Source organism: Bathymodiolus japonicus methanotrophic gill symbiont (assembly GCF_019721995.1).
Taxonomy (GTDB): domain Bacteria; phylum Pseudomonadota; class Gammaproteobacteria; order Methylococcales; family Methylomonadaceae; genus Methyloprofundus.
Genome location: NZ_BLYC01000039.1, coordinates 15,641 through 28,644 on the forward strand (window position 1 = coordinate 15,641; position 13,004 = coordinate 28,644).

A 13,004-nucleotide genomic window follows, 5' to 3' on the forward strand; every position below is an offset into this window, starting at 1 on the left:
ACGCCGTGTCGGATGGCCTTTTATTTTGTCTCCACCTTCGCTAACGCTCAGACTCCGACAAAACAACGGCCCTACGGCTATCGCGGACTAGAAATCTTCACTTCGCTAAAGCTCCGTTTCCAGGATTTTCAGCGTTTGTACAGGACATTTATTAAGCTATATTTGATTCACAGTTTCACTATGTTCCTAAGTATCAAGGACTGTCACATAAATGGTTGTTTATGTGGTGATGGTGGCTTAAACGGGTTCTGTCGCACGCGCTGCCAAGCCCCGGACGGGCTGATAGTCTCCAGAAGGCGCCAGGCGCGCCATGCTGCCTCACGACATTCTGGGGCTCCTGTCACCAACATTCATTCGCCTACGCAGCGAATGGGAGATGCCCTGGTCGCCCTGCGTCCGTCTCAACTGGCTGGACGGCTATTCGGAATGCAATTCTTGCCTCCCTCTCGCGCTACTAGCGCACGAGGGAGGCTAAAACTTTATCCCGAATAGCCGTAGAGCCATTTGTGGTAGCCATGACTGAGCTGCTTTGTGCTCACAGTCTGTGGCGGACGCAGGGCGGCTGAAGCATCTCCTGTTCCGCTGTGTAGGAGAACGAATTACGGCGACACAGGAGTCCCAGAATGTTGTGAGGTAGCATGGCGCGCCTGAAGTATTGTGTAAATAGTTTGTCTCGTAACACCAAAATGTTTTGCTATATCAGATTTCAATGCACCGCCGTTGAACATCGTTATTGCCATTTCCTTTTGTTGTTCATCAAGAGCTGAGGGCCTTCCTCCAATTCTTCCTTTTTTTCTAGCTGCCTCTAAGCCGGCTTTTACTCTATCTTTAATTAATGAGCGTTCGAATTCTGCAAGTGAGCCAAATATATTAAAAACAAGTTTGCCTGTGCTTGTAGTCGTGTCTATTGATTCAGTTAATGAAGTGAAACCGATTCCTTTATTTTCAAGATCATTTATAACTTCAAGTAAGTGTTGTAATGATCTTCCTAACCTGTCTAATTTCCAGACAACCAGCGTATCAGCTTTCCTTAAAGACTTTAAACATTGTTCAAGTTCGGGTCTGTCTTTTTTACTTCCTGACGCTTTTTCCTTATAAATTATTTCGCAACCAGCTGCATTAAGCGCGTCTATTTGTAGTGATGTATCTTGAGAAGATGTTGAAACTCGAGCGTAACCTATTTTCATCTGTTTACTTTTTTAACATGGGTTTTATTAACTATAGCATGAGATAAGTTTTTTAACAGCCTTTTTTAACATTATTAACTATAAATAAGGTCTTGTTAATGGTGATTAGCTGTGTTGATGGTGAAGTTAAAAAAACACTTGTTTTTTTAACGCCAAATCTTGATTTTAGCTAAATAGAGTAATATTTAACTAAAACGACATTGTAGACTGTATGACTGCCATAATGATAATCCATCTTTAGATTGTAACATTTGAGATAAATATGCTCGCCTGAAACAATAACTTCGCCAATTTTAATTTAAGCCAAGAATGACAATCTTACACCCATATAAATCAATCGATTATAGGCTATAAAATTCATAAAAATGAGTTTATTTTAATTCTGGCGAAGGTATTGCTGAAAGGCGCAAGGTTTAAACCTTGCGAATGGAAAAAAAACCGCATAAAAGCCATTTTATATTTGCTATTGTTAATGGTGTTTTATCCATTTGCCGCATAAAAACAAGTTACAGTTGATTTTTATACAAACACTTATAGAACCCGTTTGAGCCACCATCACCACATAAACGACCATTTATGTGACACTCCTTGATAGTGTTATATGCGTGGCATTACTTAGGAACATAGTGAAACTGTGAATCAAATGTAGCTTAATAAATGTCCTGTACAAAAAATACACAATATAACCCTATCCCATATGTACCGTGGCTTTAATCCAGTTACTCAAAAGTAATACACACTTTTATCAACAGTTCTTGTGGGTAACTACGATATAAGAATTGTTGCTCACAATTTACACATAGTAATGTCACAGGGTTATTTATCTCTGCATGGTGTGATACATACGTCTTAATGTGAGTTATCAAGACAATAAAGCCTCACTAATAGTAATAGTTAAATGCGGATTGAACGGAAATCAAGTATTCATTAGGGTAGGTAAAATAGGGTGATAACTTTTACATGATGGGTAAAGGCATCTCCTTACACACAAGTCTGATATAAGAGTGTAAAATCTCATTATTTTAGTAACGATGACTGAGACTTGGGCAGAAATGGAATTTTGTAATTTAGATTTAGGTGATTCACGGCTTAATAAAAGAGCAGTTAAATTGATAGAAACTTTTGTAAAAGCGCCTAAACTAAGCATTCCTCAGGCTTGCCAAGGCTGGGCTGAAACACAAGCGACTTATCGATTTTATGCAAATGAAAATGTGACATGGGAAAAGTTGTTAGTCGCCCATACAGATCAAGTTGAACAGCGCATTATAGTCAGTGAAGAGCCCGTTATTTTATGCTTACAAGATACGACAGAATTAGATTTTAATGGACAAGAAACTGAGGATTTAGGTCGCTTATCTTACGATGCCCAAAGAGGCATGTACTTGCATCCGACACTCTGCATTACACCAGACCGGCTCCCTTTAGGGGTTAGTGATGCGTGGATGTGGGCAAGAGGAAAAAGCAAAGCAGAAGATCAAAATAATCCCACGATAAAAGAAAGTGATCGCTGGATAGAAGGTTATGAACGTGTCGCTGAAATGGCCGAACGTTGCCCTAAAAGTCGGCTCGTTTATGTGGCCGATAGAGAAGGTGATATTTTAAGTCTTATGCAGAGAAGTAAGGCGTTAAATACGCCTGCTGACTGGCTAGTAAGAGCCAGGCATAACCGTAAATTATCAGCGGATGAAACACTGTGGGATAGCGTCGATAAGCAAGAGGTTATGAGTCGCGTTAGTTTTATTAAGCCACGAAAAAAAGGCGAAAAATCGCGACAAGTTCAGCAAGAAATTAAAGTGTTACGCTGCACTTTCCCCGTAAAAGGGAAAGAAGGTATTGAAGTAACTTTGGTTCAGGCAAAAGAAATCAACCCGCCTAAAGGGAAGTCACCGCTCATATGGCGCTTATTAAGCAATCGAAGGGTAGAAAGTGAAGATCAAGCCTGTGAGTTGATTGACTGGTATCGCTGTCGCTGGGAAATAGAAATGTTTTTTGATATTTTGAAAGTGGGCTGCAAGGTTGAAAAGCTTCAATTATCCAGTAAAGAGCGCATTGAAAAAGCCTTAGTCATGGCCATGGTTATTGCTTGGCGGGTGATGTATCTTATGCGCTTAGGTCGCATCTGTCCTGACTTGCCTGCTGAATTAATCTTTGATCCTTTAGAATGGAAATCATCTTATGGTTTATTGGACAAAAAGATACCCAAAAAAGTGCCTACACTGAATGCCGTGTTAAGAAATTTAGCGACATTGGGTGGTTTTTTAGGGCGTAAATCAGATGGTGACCCTGGTGCGAAAAGTATTTGGATCGGTTTTCAGAGGATTCAGGACTGCGTATATGGTATTCAAATGGCCAGAAAGCTAAAAGGCGTATTTTAGGACTTGTGTGTAAGGAGGTGGGGTAAAGGGTAGGCAAAAATAGCGACTCCCCGATTCCCTGATTTTCAGCGGGCGTGTTCACTCTAAATATGTGATGATTTTATGATGTGATAAATAGTTACACTTTCATAGAATAACAATTACGGGTGATAAAGTGGCATTAGTAACAATGACCGAGGCGGGTTCTGTCGCAAAAAATAAATATTTGTGTAAAAATCAACTGTAACTTGTTTTTTTGCGGCAAATGGATAAAACACCATGCAGGAGAAAAACAGTCTCATCCCATCATTAAAATTACGATAATATAGTGTTAAAGTCAATTACCATGGGGTATTCAGGAAAGTAATGGCTTGAAAAATAGAGCCATTTTCAGTTGAGCATGTGAACCTACTGTGGCTCAAATTAAATCTTATAATCGTAGGTAATAAGGTGATTTTATTTTTTGCGACAGAACCGTTGGGATTGCCTCCTATTTAGAAATCTTGAGACCCTATTGGGCGAAAACCTATGACGTAGAATTGGAATATTTAGCCCTTAGTAAGTAATAATTAATTAGGATAAGAAGAATGAATAATAAAATAAATAATAAAACAAACACTAAAATAGTAATAGGTACATTAGCCTTAGCATTATCTACCACAGCAACTGCATACCAAGCTGGTGATCCGCCAGAACAAGAAGGGCAAATCGAACAAATAACATTGAGCCAGTTGGCGGCTTATGATGAAGCTATAGTTGAGCGTAAAAAGACATGTGAAGAATTAAGAACTCGTGAGTCTTGGATGACAGATGCGGGCTATGCAAAGATACAAACGGGGTTACAAGATACTGAGTGCGCAATTTTGTTTAAAGTAGGAGATACTGGACTAGCTGGGGGTACTGTATTCCATACCTCTTCGGGTGGTAGACACGGGATGGAATCCTCACCAGAAATTATCTCAAACCTAGAATGGGGCTGCTATAACGTACCTGTATCTGCTAAAGGGCGGGATATTGGTACCGGAGCAGGGAATAATGCTCTAATGCTTGGGGAAAATTGTGAGAGTTATAATGGCGGAGAGACCGTATTCCCTGTAGTAGATAAATTTGTAGTTAATGGATACGATGATTGGATTGTTCCCTCAAGAGGTGAATTAGATAGGGTAGAGCATTATGTTAATCTTGAAGAATCTTTAGGCCAAGGGGGTGATGGTTGGGAACTTCCTAATTATATGTGGTCATCTACTATCATTTTGAATTATCCAAATACAAAAGCCTACGCTAAAAATCTATGGACTAGCAAGGGTGCAATGGCGGATAGAGCGTTTAGACTTAGTGTAATGCCAGTACGGAGCTTCTAATAAAAACGAGGTTTTAATTACACCCTAGAATGATGTTTTGGCTAGGTTTATTAGAGGTCTAGCCAATTCAGTTTACATTTTAATTTAGGATTTGTGTGTCTAAGATTATAATCCCCCAGCAAATCCAGACAAGAAATCAAAGCAATCTTATTCCAAATTAGTTACTATTTGTAAAAAATTGGAGTATTAAAATGAGCAGAAAAAGAACGGTCTACAGTGCTGAATTTAAAAGCAAGTTGGTATTAGAAGTTTTAAAGAATGAAAAAACACTGCAAGAAATTGCCAGTGCAAATAACATCACACCTAAGAACCTACAAAACTGGAAAAAAATATTCTTAGACAATGCAGAAATAGCAATGGAGCCCTCCAAAGCCGTTAAAGATTACAAAGAGGATCTATTAGCAGCTCAAGAACAAAATGAGATGCTCACAAAAATCGTAGGAAAAATGACGGTTGAAAAGGAGTGGCTCGAAAAAAAGCTAAAAAGCTTGGACTCATCTGATAGAAAACAGTTGATTGAGCCCAAGCTTAACACTCTACCTCTAACACAGCAGTGTGCATTATTAGGATTAAATAGAAGCAATCTCTATTACAAAAAAAGAGAGAATAAAAAGAAAGAAGAGATCAAAACTCAGATTAATCACATTTTTAAAGACATCCCTATTTATGGTGCGGCTAAAGTACACCAGCAGTTGCTTGAAGGTGGTTTTAAAGTCAGTTTAAACACGGTGGCGAGTTATCGGCAGCAGATGGGCTTGAAAGCCGTATTAGCGGTAAAACAAGTCAATACAACGATCCCCATAAAAGAACATAAAAAATATACTTATAAGCTTAGAGATCTTGATATATCACACGCTAACCAAGTTTGGAGTACAGATATAACCTATATTAAAACCAAAGAAGGGATGGTTTATTTAGCGGCGATTATTGATTGGCACTCAAAAGCAGTGCTCGCCCATAAAATATCAAACACAATGGATTCTTTTTTAGTTATGGATGTATTAGATGAAGCGCTTTCTCTCTACGGAACACCTGAAATTTTTAATACGGATCAAGGCAGTCAATACACCAGTGAAATTCATACCCAACGACTAAAAAACAAAGGCATTACTATTTCTATGGATGGAAAAGGACGAGCAACGGATAATATTTGTATTGAACGGTTTTGGCGAAGTGCAAAATGTGAGCGTATTTATTTAAATGAATATGGTTCAATTAGAGCGTTAATAGAAGATGTTGATGACTATATTGAGTTTTATAATCATCAACGGTTTCATGAAACCCTGGACTATAAAAAACCAATGAATGTATATAGAGAAAGTATTTTAGCTAATGAACAGCAGAATGAAGCGGCTTAGGAATATGGAATAAGGATTGTTGAAAAATCTGTCTTGACTCTTTGGGGTGCTATACAAAGAGGGGTAGCTATAAAACCCTAAATTGTAAATGTAATGATTTCGTATAAATATCCATAGGTTGTACATGACAGTAACCCTAGTCTTTGATTATAAAAGGACTATAGGTATAGTACAATCTATATTAGGTTGCACACTAAATAGCGTTTTATTATGAAGTTTAAAAAGTTACTCCCTCCCTAGGGTAAAGAGCACCTCCTTACACACAAGTCCTAAAATACGCCTTTTAGCTTTCTGGCCATTTGAATACCATATACGCAGTCCTGAATCCTCTGAAAACCGATCCAAATACTTTTCGCACCAGGGTCACCATCTGATTTACGCCCTAAAAAACCACCCAATGTCGCTAAATTTCTTAACACGGCATTCAGTGTAGGCACTTTTTTGGGTATCTTTTTGTCCAATAAACCATAAGATGATTTCCATTCTAAAGGATCAAAGATTAATTCAGCAGGCAAGTCAGGACAGATGCGACCTAAGCGCATAAGATACATCACCCGCCAAGCAATAACCATGGCCATGACTAAGGCTTTTTCAATGCGCTCTTTACTGGATAATTGAAGCTTTTCAACCTTGCAGCCCACTTTCAAAATATCAAAAAACATTTCTATTTCCCAGCGACAGCGATACCAGTCAATCAACTCACAGGCTTGATCTTCACTTTCTACCCTTCGATTGCTTAATAAGCGCCATATGAGCGGTGACTTCCCTTTAGGCGGGTTGATTTCTTTTGCCTGAACCAAAGTTACTTCAATACCTTCTTTCCCTTTTACGGGGAAAGTGCAGCGTAACACTTTAATTTCTTGCTGAACTTGTCGCGATTTTTCGCCTTTTTTTCGTGGCTTAATAAAACTAACGCGACTCATAACCTCTTGCTTATCGACGCTATCCCACAGTGTTTCATCCGCTGATAATTTACGGTTATGCCTGGCTCTTACTAGCCAGTCAGCAGGCGTATTTAACGCCTTACTTCTCTGCATAAGACTTAAAATATCACCTTCTCTATCGGCCACATAAACGAGCCGACTTTTAGGGCAACGTTCGGCCATTTCAGCGACACGTTCATAACCTTCTATCCAGCGATCACTTTCTTTTATCGTGGGATTATTTTGATCTTCTGCTTTGCTTTTTCCTCTTGCCCACATCCACGCATCACTAACCCCTAAAGGGAGCCGGTCTGGTGTAATGCAGAGTGTCGGATGCAAGTACATGCCTCTTTGGGCATCGTAAGATAAGCGACCTAAATCCTCAGTTTCTTGTCCATTAAAATCTAATTCTGTCGTATCTTGTAAGCATAAAATAACGGGCTCTTCACTGACTATAATGCGCTGTTCAACTTGATCTGTATGGGCGACTAACAACTTTTCCCATGTCACATTTTCATTTGCATAAAATCGATAAGTCGCTTGTGTTTCAGCCCAGCCTTGGCAAGCCTGAGGAATGCTTAGTTTAGGCGCTTTTACAAAAGTTTCTATCAATTTAACTGCTCTTTTATTAAGCCGTGAATCACCTAAATCTAAATTACAAAATTCCATTTCTGCCCAAGTCTCAGTCATCGTTACTAAAATAATGAGATTTTACACTCTTATATCAGACTTGTGTGTAAGGAGATGGGTAAAGAGTCCCCAGAATACTGTTGCTTGTTGCAATAAGCCAACCCTTTATTTTGGAATGGTTTACCGTTTAATCTTTGTTTTCTGTAACAGCTATAACAAACCACACACCCAAATTAGTCAATCGCTTATTGGGGGGCATGTAAGCCCCTTAAAGACCCACAAAAACCTTTAACGGGTATGTATGATAGGGGTTAGCTGTTAAAGCGCCTTAAAAGCGATATAAAACGCCTTAGCGAAGAGCTGGCGCGCCATGTGTGCTGTGAGTTATCCTTTTTAGAGTACTCGTATTCAATTGTAAAAACATCAGGCGCGCCCAATATAGAAGATTACAGATACGATAAAAAAGTTACTTACCCCCTGGGCGAAGAAAAAAAAACAGGTTCATAACCAGGTTTACACAAATACGTATCTTTTGCGACAGAACCCGCCTGTGTGCTTTAATCTACTGGGATAGATCGTGCCAACTCTAGGAGTCGGCGCGCCAGCTCTCGCTGAAAATCATGGAAACGTAGCTTAGCGAAGTGGTGATTTTTAGTCCCTGATAGGCGACAGGGCAATTCGCTGATTCGACGTGTGCTAGCAGCACGCGAGAGGAGCAAGAATTGCATTCCGAATAGCCGTCCAGCCAGTGAGGTAGTAATGACGAAGCGGCTTTTGTGCGTAGTCGTTGCGGACGCAGGGCGTTCAGGGCATCTCCCATCCGCTGCGTAGGCGAACGAATTATGGCGACAGGAGTCCCGGAATTTCGTGAGGTAGCATGGCGCGCCTGTTCTTCTTCAACGCAGGGTCTAGGTCTGCAAGTTCAGGTATCCAGCACCTAAGAATATTAAGCATAGAATCCCGGTCTTTTGTATCTAGGCGAACAGAGTCTTTTATGTATTTATGAAGTTCCGCAGGGAGTAGGTATTTAATAAATGAAGTTTTATGGAGTCCTTGATCTCCACCTAGCACCAGCACACATTCATATTTGGGGATAGCATCTGGATGCTTACCTTCATGCTTTGCCATATCAGCGGCCGCACAGCATTGTATTAGCCATCTATACATGGCGACCTTAACCCATTCCTTATCTTCCACTGGCAAGTTATCTACAAGTTCATGGACTGGGTTATTTGTCTTGGTGCGTGTAATGCCTGTAAGCCAATCTCTAACGGGATTAATAACATTGCTTTCAATGATAGATCCTAACTGTTCATCAACAATCGTCCTGCTAAGCCTGTAGTTCCTGCAAATAACTTTGGTGTACGCTACCAAGTCTTTCAATTCATTTCCTTCTACGCCGGGAACGCCTTTAATTGCAGGTGCGTTCAACATTTCATCATAACGGGCATCCACGCCAAAGCGTTTCATCAGCCCTTCAAGTTCTCCACGTTCCCCGGGGTGCAACAGGGGTGTTTTTTTGTCCATTTCTCTATATCCTTTGCAGTGTCAATTTATTTATTAATCTAAGTTCTGTCGCATAAATCCCCCTTCCCGACGTTATCTGCTATCATAATTATCAATTTCAATAAAAGGTGGATCACATGCTCAGCTTCAAAGGCACTCACTTTCAAAAAGATATCATTCTTTATGCTGTTTTCTTTTATGTCAGGTATGGCGTTTCGTATCGCGACCTTGAAGAAATTATGGAAGAAAGAGGTGTTGAAGTGGATCATGCTACGCTCAATCGTTGGGTTATCCGTTATTCTCCTGCCATTGCTGTAACAGCTAAATCTGAGAAACGAGAAACCAATAAATCGTGGCGCATGGATGAAATGTATATCAAAGTGAAGGGTCAGTGGACCTATTTATACCGAGCTGTTGATAGTCACGGGGATACACTTGATTTCATGCTTTCTGAGCACCCTGATGAAGAGGCTGCAACCGCATTTTTCAAACAAACGATTAACAATAATGGCTTTCCTGATAAGGTCGTTATGGATAAAAGTGGCGCTAACTATGCAGGATTAGCCAATATTAACCTCTTGTTAATCCTCGCTGGGTTTGCCACTATGATTGACATATTACAAGTTAAATATTTGAATAACATCATCGAACAGGATCATCGCTTTATCAAAAAAGTAACAAAACCGATGATGGGCTTTAAAGCGTTTCACTCCGCCCAAGCAACAATTGATGGAATTGAAACGGCACATATGATCCGAAAGGGGCAATTGTCTGAGGAAAATATTCCTGCTTATAAGCAGTTTATGGCTTTAGCAGGATAGTTATGCCTGAAGACCAGGAGGTCTGTGCTTTTGATAATTATTGTGACAGAACCATTCATCGTTTGTTTCCTTATCTTTTGAACTTTCGGCGGTTCACAAATAGGGAGACTCACGATGATTCCCGTAATTGTCAAACTTTATGAGTCCCCCAGCAGAGCTGGGGGGGGGACTTATTAGAAATTAAATCTTATGATCGGCTAGGTAATAAGGTGATTTTGTTTTTTTTGCGACAGAACCGTTAGCTGAACTTACTCAGCCGTTTGTTTCATTGGAACGAAAAGCCCGGTCCGTAGGGATCGTCCAAAATATGATTATGACCAATCTTTACCGTCATAATAAGTTCTTGCGACAGAACCATTAAAACTTCTTTTCAGTTTGGCGAAGGTATTGACAATGAAAAAACTATTATTAACTTCATTACTATTTATTTCCTTAAATCAATCATGTAATGCTGGGTTAGTAGGTGCTGAAGTTGTGTTTAAAACTAAGTATCAAGCAGACACAGGAGGACAAGCGAACACCACAACGCTTGGTGTGCCTAGAGCTATCGTTGAACCAGGCGTTGAATTTCCAAGTGATAAAAGCCTAGCTGCTATCGCTGATGGTAAAACCTGGCGATTTATATACTAATTTAGGCTTGAGCAGAGATTATAATCACACCCAAACCCACCTAAAACCAGTCCTGGAAGTTACCCTCTGATCACCACACAAACAGCCAACTGACAACATTTCAGTTCAAGAATCTTTCCGCTAATTGTTCTTTCCGCTTGACAAACTGTTGCTTTGTAACTACCTTGTCCAAGCACTTTTTCCCACATCACTAGATAGCCCAAGTCCCGAATTTTTTATCGGTATCGGCGCCAATCCACGTTGAAAAAAGTCCATATACCAGCTACCTTGCCATCATTTTACCTATCGCTTTGACGGTTTTACTTTGTCATGCAAGACAACTCTGAAAATTATGTTAATTCGATATCCGGATGTTCCGCTCAGCGCTATAAAAAGTGCTAAAAAATGATCAGCCATTCTCCCGGAAAAATTCCCCCGCATTTTCACCATCCATAATAATGGAGACCACGACTCAACCTTCAGGTTCTAGCTCGTCCAATATTTTCCAGGTGATGAAATCATATCCCCCACTGCTCATCTGCATGCCATGTGAATATTTAAAGCCAATTAAATCAGAGGCCCATCATCGCTGAAAAAAACACGGGATTTGGTAATCATTTAAGCTGAAAAGGATGGTGAATGCTCTGCTGATTATCCGCGCCCTCGACCATAAAGCAATATGCAAACTATTATGCAGAACCTGACCGCCAGGTTTGCAGTCCCAAGGAAATAGCCTGCCTCCACACCCTGATTTCAAGGTTTTTCTCACTAACAGCACCTTCCAGATGGCCCAGCAGCCTTTGAGTGGGGGGCCATCCAAAAAAAACGGTTTCGAGATGTAAAGCAATTGCCTTGTTCGATATGCCACTTTTAACTCGTGCTTCACCACCAGAATAAACATCCAAATTCAGGAACGGTGCATCGGGCATTGGCTTCTTTCTGCCGATTGAATATCCAGCATTAAAGGTAGAATCGGATGCCATAGGGCGTTACTGATATTCTGATCCGCCTCCTGTTCCTCTACTGTGTCTTTTCTTCTCCGAGCCTCAGCATAGCGATGAATATCACCTGTCGAATAAATAATTCGCCCAATTAAAAATTTTTTCAATGACTTCAATGCGGTCATGTAAAGTAAAATTACTCGCCTTGTTGATTAAGCGCTAGTACCTTTGATCCAGCATATTTAACCGTTTCAGCTTCACACCATCCCACGGCCGATGATACCAACCATCCGGCATATTCCACGATAAACGGTGAATTAATATATTCTGGCTGAAATGCTCCAGTGCCGCATGTTGTGTGCGCAAACACCATCAGAATCCATTTGCGCTAAATTACTATCGAGGCAGGATAGCTGTCAATTTGTCGGGCGTTCTTATTACACGTATGCCTCGGCTCAATCAGCTCAAAAACCTTTCCTTATTCCAACATTTTCTGGAATTGTCCGGCATTACTAAAGCTGCTATATCGGGTCTTTTATATTTCAGACAAAAGAGAGCGATCATGCATAGTAAACAAATTAACCTGTTTTGCATATCTTCAATTTGCTCTAACGTAGAATAGGTTCAAAATTGACCACCTTGCTTTGCATCAGGCTCGGTTTTCAGGTGCCCCGGGGGGCGCACCATATCGACATAGTCCTTTGATAACAGGAAGATAGGTCCACGCAATTGATAACTCGCCTGTTTTGCCGATCCCGGATTCTGGCTGGTGCGATATGCCAGCATAAAACCAGTTTAATTTTTTCTTATCTGACGATTGGTGCCTTTTGTGTCCTAACCACTCTGGATTTTGGTGTATCCATGACCACTCCACCGCGTGACTGACCTGAAAGCGCTTTTCATTTCTTCTCTATTTGTTCCGCCGATTACAGTGCCCTCAGGAATCTCTTACAGCCTTTTCCAATGATAGCCTGGCTAAATAAACGACAAGTTCTAGCGATATTTGCCCCGGTAAAAGCAAAGCTAGTCCTCACCTCTATAGGAATTTACACGCCACAAATTGGAAAAATACACAGACAATGATTGTCTGATAGTAAATCCTAGATATTACACAGCCGCCAGACACCCATCGAGTCAATCTGGACCTCCCCAACACGCCTGTCATCGTCATCAAAGACAAATTTGGCGGTGGGGTTTTGCGCCTAGCGATGGGTCCAGATGGGCCTGTTTTGATCATATAAATTCAGATCAGGTTCGACGGCCAATCAATTCACTATTCGCTGCCAGTACGCATCAATTGTACCCACATCCCGC

Annotated in this window: 12 protein-coding genes and 1 pseudogene; 7 read left to right on the forward strand and 6 right to left on the reverse strand. The window is 40.6% G+C overall.

The features are described from left to right. Positions 1-12: 12 nt before the first annotated feature. Positions 13-492 (forward strand): hypothetical protein, encoded by a 480-nt coding sequence (locus tag K6984_RS25045; RefSeq protein WP_221897896.1) that lies wholly within the window; start codon positions 13-15, stop codon positions 490-492. Between the two features lie 107 nt (positions 493-599). On the opposite strand, the gene K6984_RS25050 is transcribed toward K6984_RS25045, so the two are convergent. Further along, positions 600-1,187 (reverse strand): recombinase family protein, encoded by a 588-nt coding sequence (locus K6984_RS25050; protein ID WP_221897897.1) that lies wholly within the window; start codon positions 1,185-1,187, stop codon positions 600-602. A gap of 1,031 nt (positions 1,188-2,218) precedes the next feature. Here K6984_RS25050 and K6984_RS25055 point away from each other — a divergent pair. The 3 genes from K6984_RS25055 to K6984_RS25065 all read left to right on the forward strand — a co-directional run bounded on the left by K6984_RS25055 (position 2,219) and on the right by K6984_RS25065 (position 6,260). Then, positions 2,219-3,562, forward strand: a complete 1,344-nt coding sequence (locus tag K6984_RS25055) for an IS4 family transposase (protein ID WP_420831625.1) — start codon at positions 2,219-2,221, stop codon at positions 3,560-3,562. 566 nt (positions 3,563-4,128) lie between these two features. Then, entirely contained in the window at positions 4,129-4,902 is a 774-nt protein-coding gene (locus K6984_RS25060) for a hypothetical protein (RefSeq protein WP_221897898.1), read from the forward strand. A gap of 191 nt (positions 4,903-5,093) precedes the next feature. Continuing rightward, a complete protein-coding gene (locus K6984_RS25065; protein ID WP_087870166.1) occupies positions 5,094-6,260 on the forward strand; it encodes an IS3 family transposase in 1,167 nt (388 codons plus the stop codon). Between the two features lie 269 nt (positions 6,261-6,529). Here the strand turns inward: K6984_RS25065 and K6984_RS25070 are convergent, their stop codons facing one another. Together K6984_RS25070 and K6984_RS25075 are read right to left on the reverse strand one after the other, a co-directional pair. Continuing rightward, positions 6,530-7,873: an IS4 family transposase gene (locus tag K6984_RS25070; RefSeq protein ID WP_420831625.1), complete on the reverse strand. Its 1,344-nt coding sequence runs from the start codon at positions 7,871-7,873 to the stop codon at positions 6,530-6,532. 526 nt (positions 7,874-8,399) lie between these two features. Further along, positions 8,400-8,633, reverse strand: coding sequence for a hypothetical protein (locus K6984_RS25075; protein WP_221897899.1), 234 nt, complete (start codon positions 8,631-8,633; stop codon positions 8,400-8,402). On the opposite strand from K6984_RS25075, the gene K6984_RS31700 reads away from it, so the two are divergent. Continuing rightward, the gene (locus K6984_RS31700; RefSeq protein WP_230988285.1) at positions 8,590-8,754 is read left to right on the forward strand and encodes a hypothetical protein; all 165 of its coding nucleotides are present in this window, start codon (positions 8,590-8,592) and stop codon (positions 8,752-8,754) included. The genes K6984_RS25075 and K6984_RS31700 overlap by 44 nt on opposite strands. 4 nt (positions 8,755-8,758) lie before the next feature. On the opposite strand, the pseudogene K6984_RS36635 reads toward K6984_RS31700, so the two are convergent. Then, a pseudogene (locus K6984_RS36635) lies at positions 8,759-9,340 on the reverse strand (hypothetical protein); the annotation flags it as partial. A gap of 116 nt (positions 9,341-9,456) precedes the next feature. On the opposite strand from K6984_RS36635, the gene K6984_RS25085 reads away from it, so the two are divergent. Together K6984_RS25085 and K6984_RS25090 are read left to right on the forward strand one after the other, a co-directional pair. Continuing rightward, entirely contained in the window at positions 9,457-10,140 is a 684-nt protein-coding gene (locus K6984_RS25085; protein WP_221897901.1) for an IS6 family transposase, read from the forward strand. Positions 10,141-10,527: 387 nt separating this feature from the next. Beyond that, positions 10,528-10,770, forward strand: a complete 243-nt coding sequence (locus K6984_RS25090; protein WP_221897902.1) for a hypothetical protein — start codon at positions 10,528-10,530, stop codon at positions 10,768-10,770. A gap of 668 nt (positions 10,771-11,438) precedes the next feature. Here the strand turns inward: K6984_RS25090 and K6984_RS25095 are convergent. Then, positions 11,439-11,678, reverse strand: a complete 240-nt coding sequence (locus tag K6984_RS25095) for a hypothetical protein (protein ID WP_221897903.1) — start codon at positions 11,676-11,678, stop codon at positions 11,439-11,441. Positions 11,679-12,314: 636 nt separating this feature from the next. Continuing rightward, positions 12,315-12,476, reverse strand: coding sequence for a hypothetical protein (locus tag K6984_RS25100; RefSeq protein ID WP_221897904.1), 162 nt, complete (start codon positions 12,474-12,476; stop codon positions 12,315-12,317). Positions 12,477-13,004 lie beyond the last annotated feature (528 nt).

Bases quoted from the DNA above. Each gene is read 5' to 3' on its own strand.
- K6984_RS25055 (WP_420831625.1), top strand. From the start codon at position 2,219: ATGACTGAGACTTGGGCAGAAATGGAATTTTGTAATTTAGATTTAGGT.
- K6984_RS25065 (WP_087870166.1), top strand. From the start codon at position 5,094: ATGAGCAGAAAAAGAACGGTCTACAGTGCTGAATTTAAAAGCAAGTTG.
- K6984_RS25070 (WP_420831625.1), bottom strand. From the start codon at position 7,873: ATGACTGAGACTTGGGCAGAAATGGAATTTTGTAATTTAGATTTAGGT.
- K6984_RS25075 (WP_221897899.1), bottom strand. From the start codon at position 8,633: ATGGGAGATGCCCTGAACGCCCTGCGTCCGCAACGACTACGCACAAAA.
- K6984_RS25060 (WP_221897898.1), top strand. From the start codon at position 4,129: ATGAATAATAAAATAAATAATAAAACAAACACTAAAATAGTAATAGGT.
- K6984_RS25095 (WP_221897903.1), bottom strand. From the start codon at position 11,678: ATGCCCGATGCACCGTTCCTGAATTTGGATGTTTATTCTGGTGGTGAA.
- K6984_RS25085 (WP_221897901.1), top strand. From the start codon at position 9,457: ATGCTCAGCTTCAAAGGCACTCACTTTCAAAAAGATATCATTCTTTAT.
- K6984_RS25100 (WP_221897904.1), bottom strand. From the start codon at position 12,476: ATGCTGGCATATCGCACCAGCCAGAATCCGGGATCGGCAAAACAGGCG.
- K6984_RS25045 (WP_221897896.1), top strand. From the start codon at position 13: ATGGCCTTTTATTTTGTCTCCACCTTCGCTAACGCTCAGACTCCGACA.
- K6984_RS25050 (WP_221897897.1), bottom strand. From the start codon at position 1,187: ATGAAAATAGGTTACGCTCGAGTTTCAACATCTTCTCAAGATACATCA.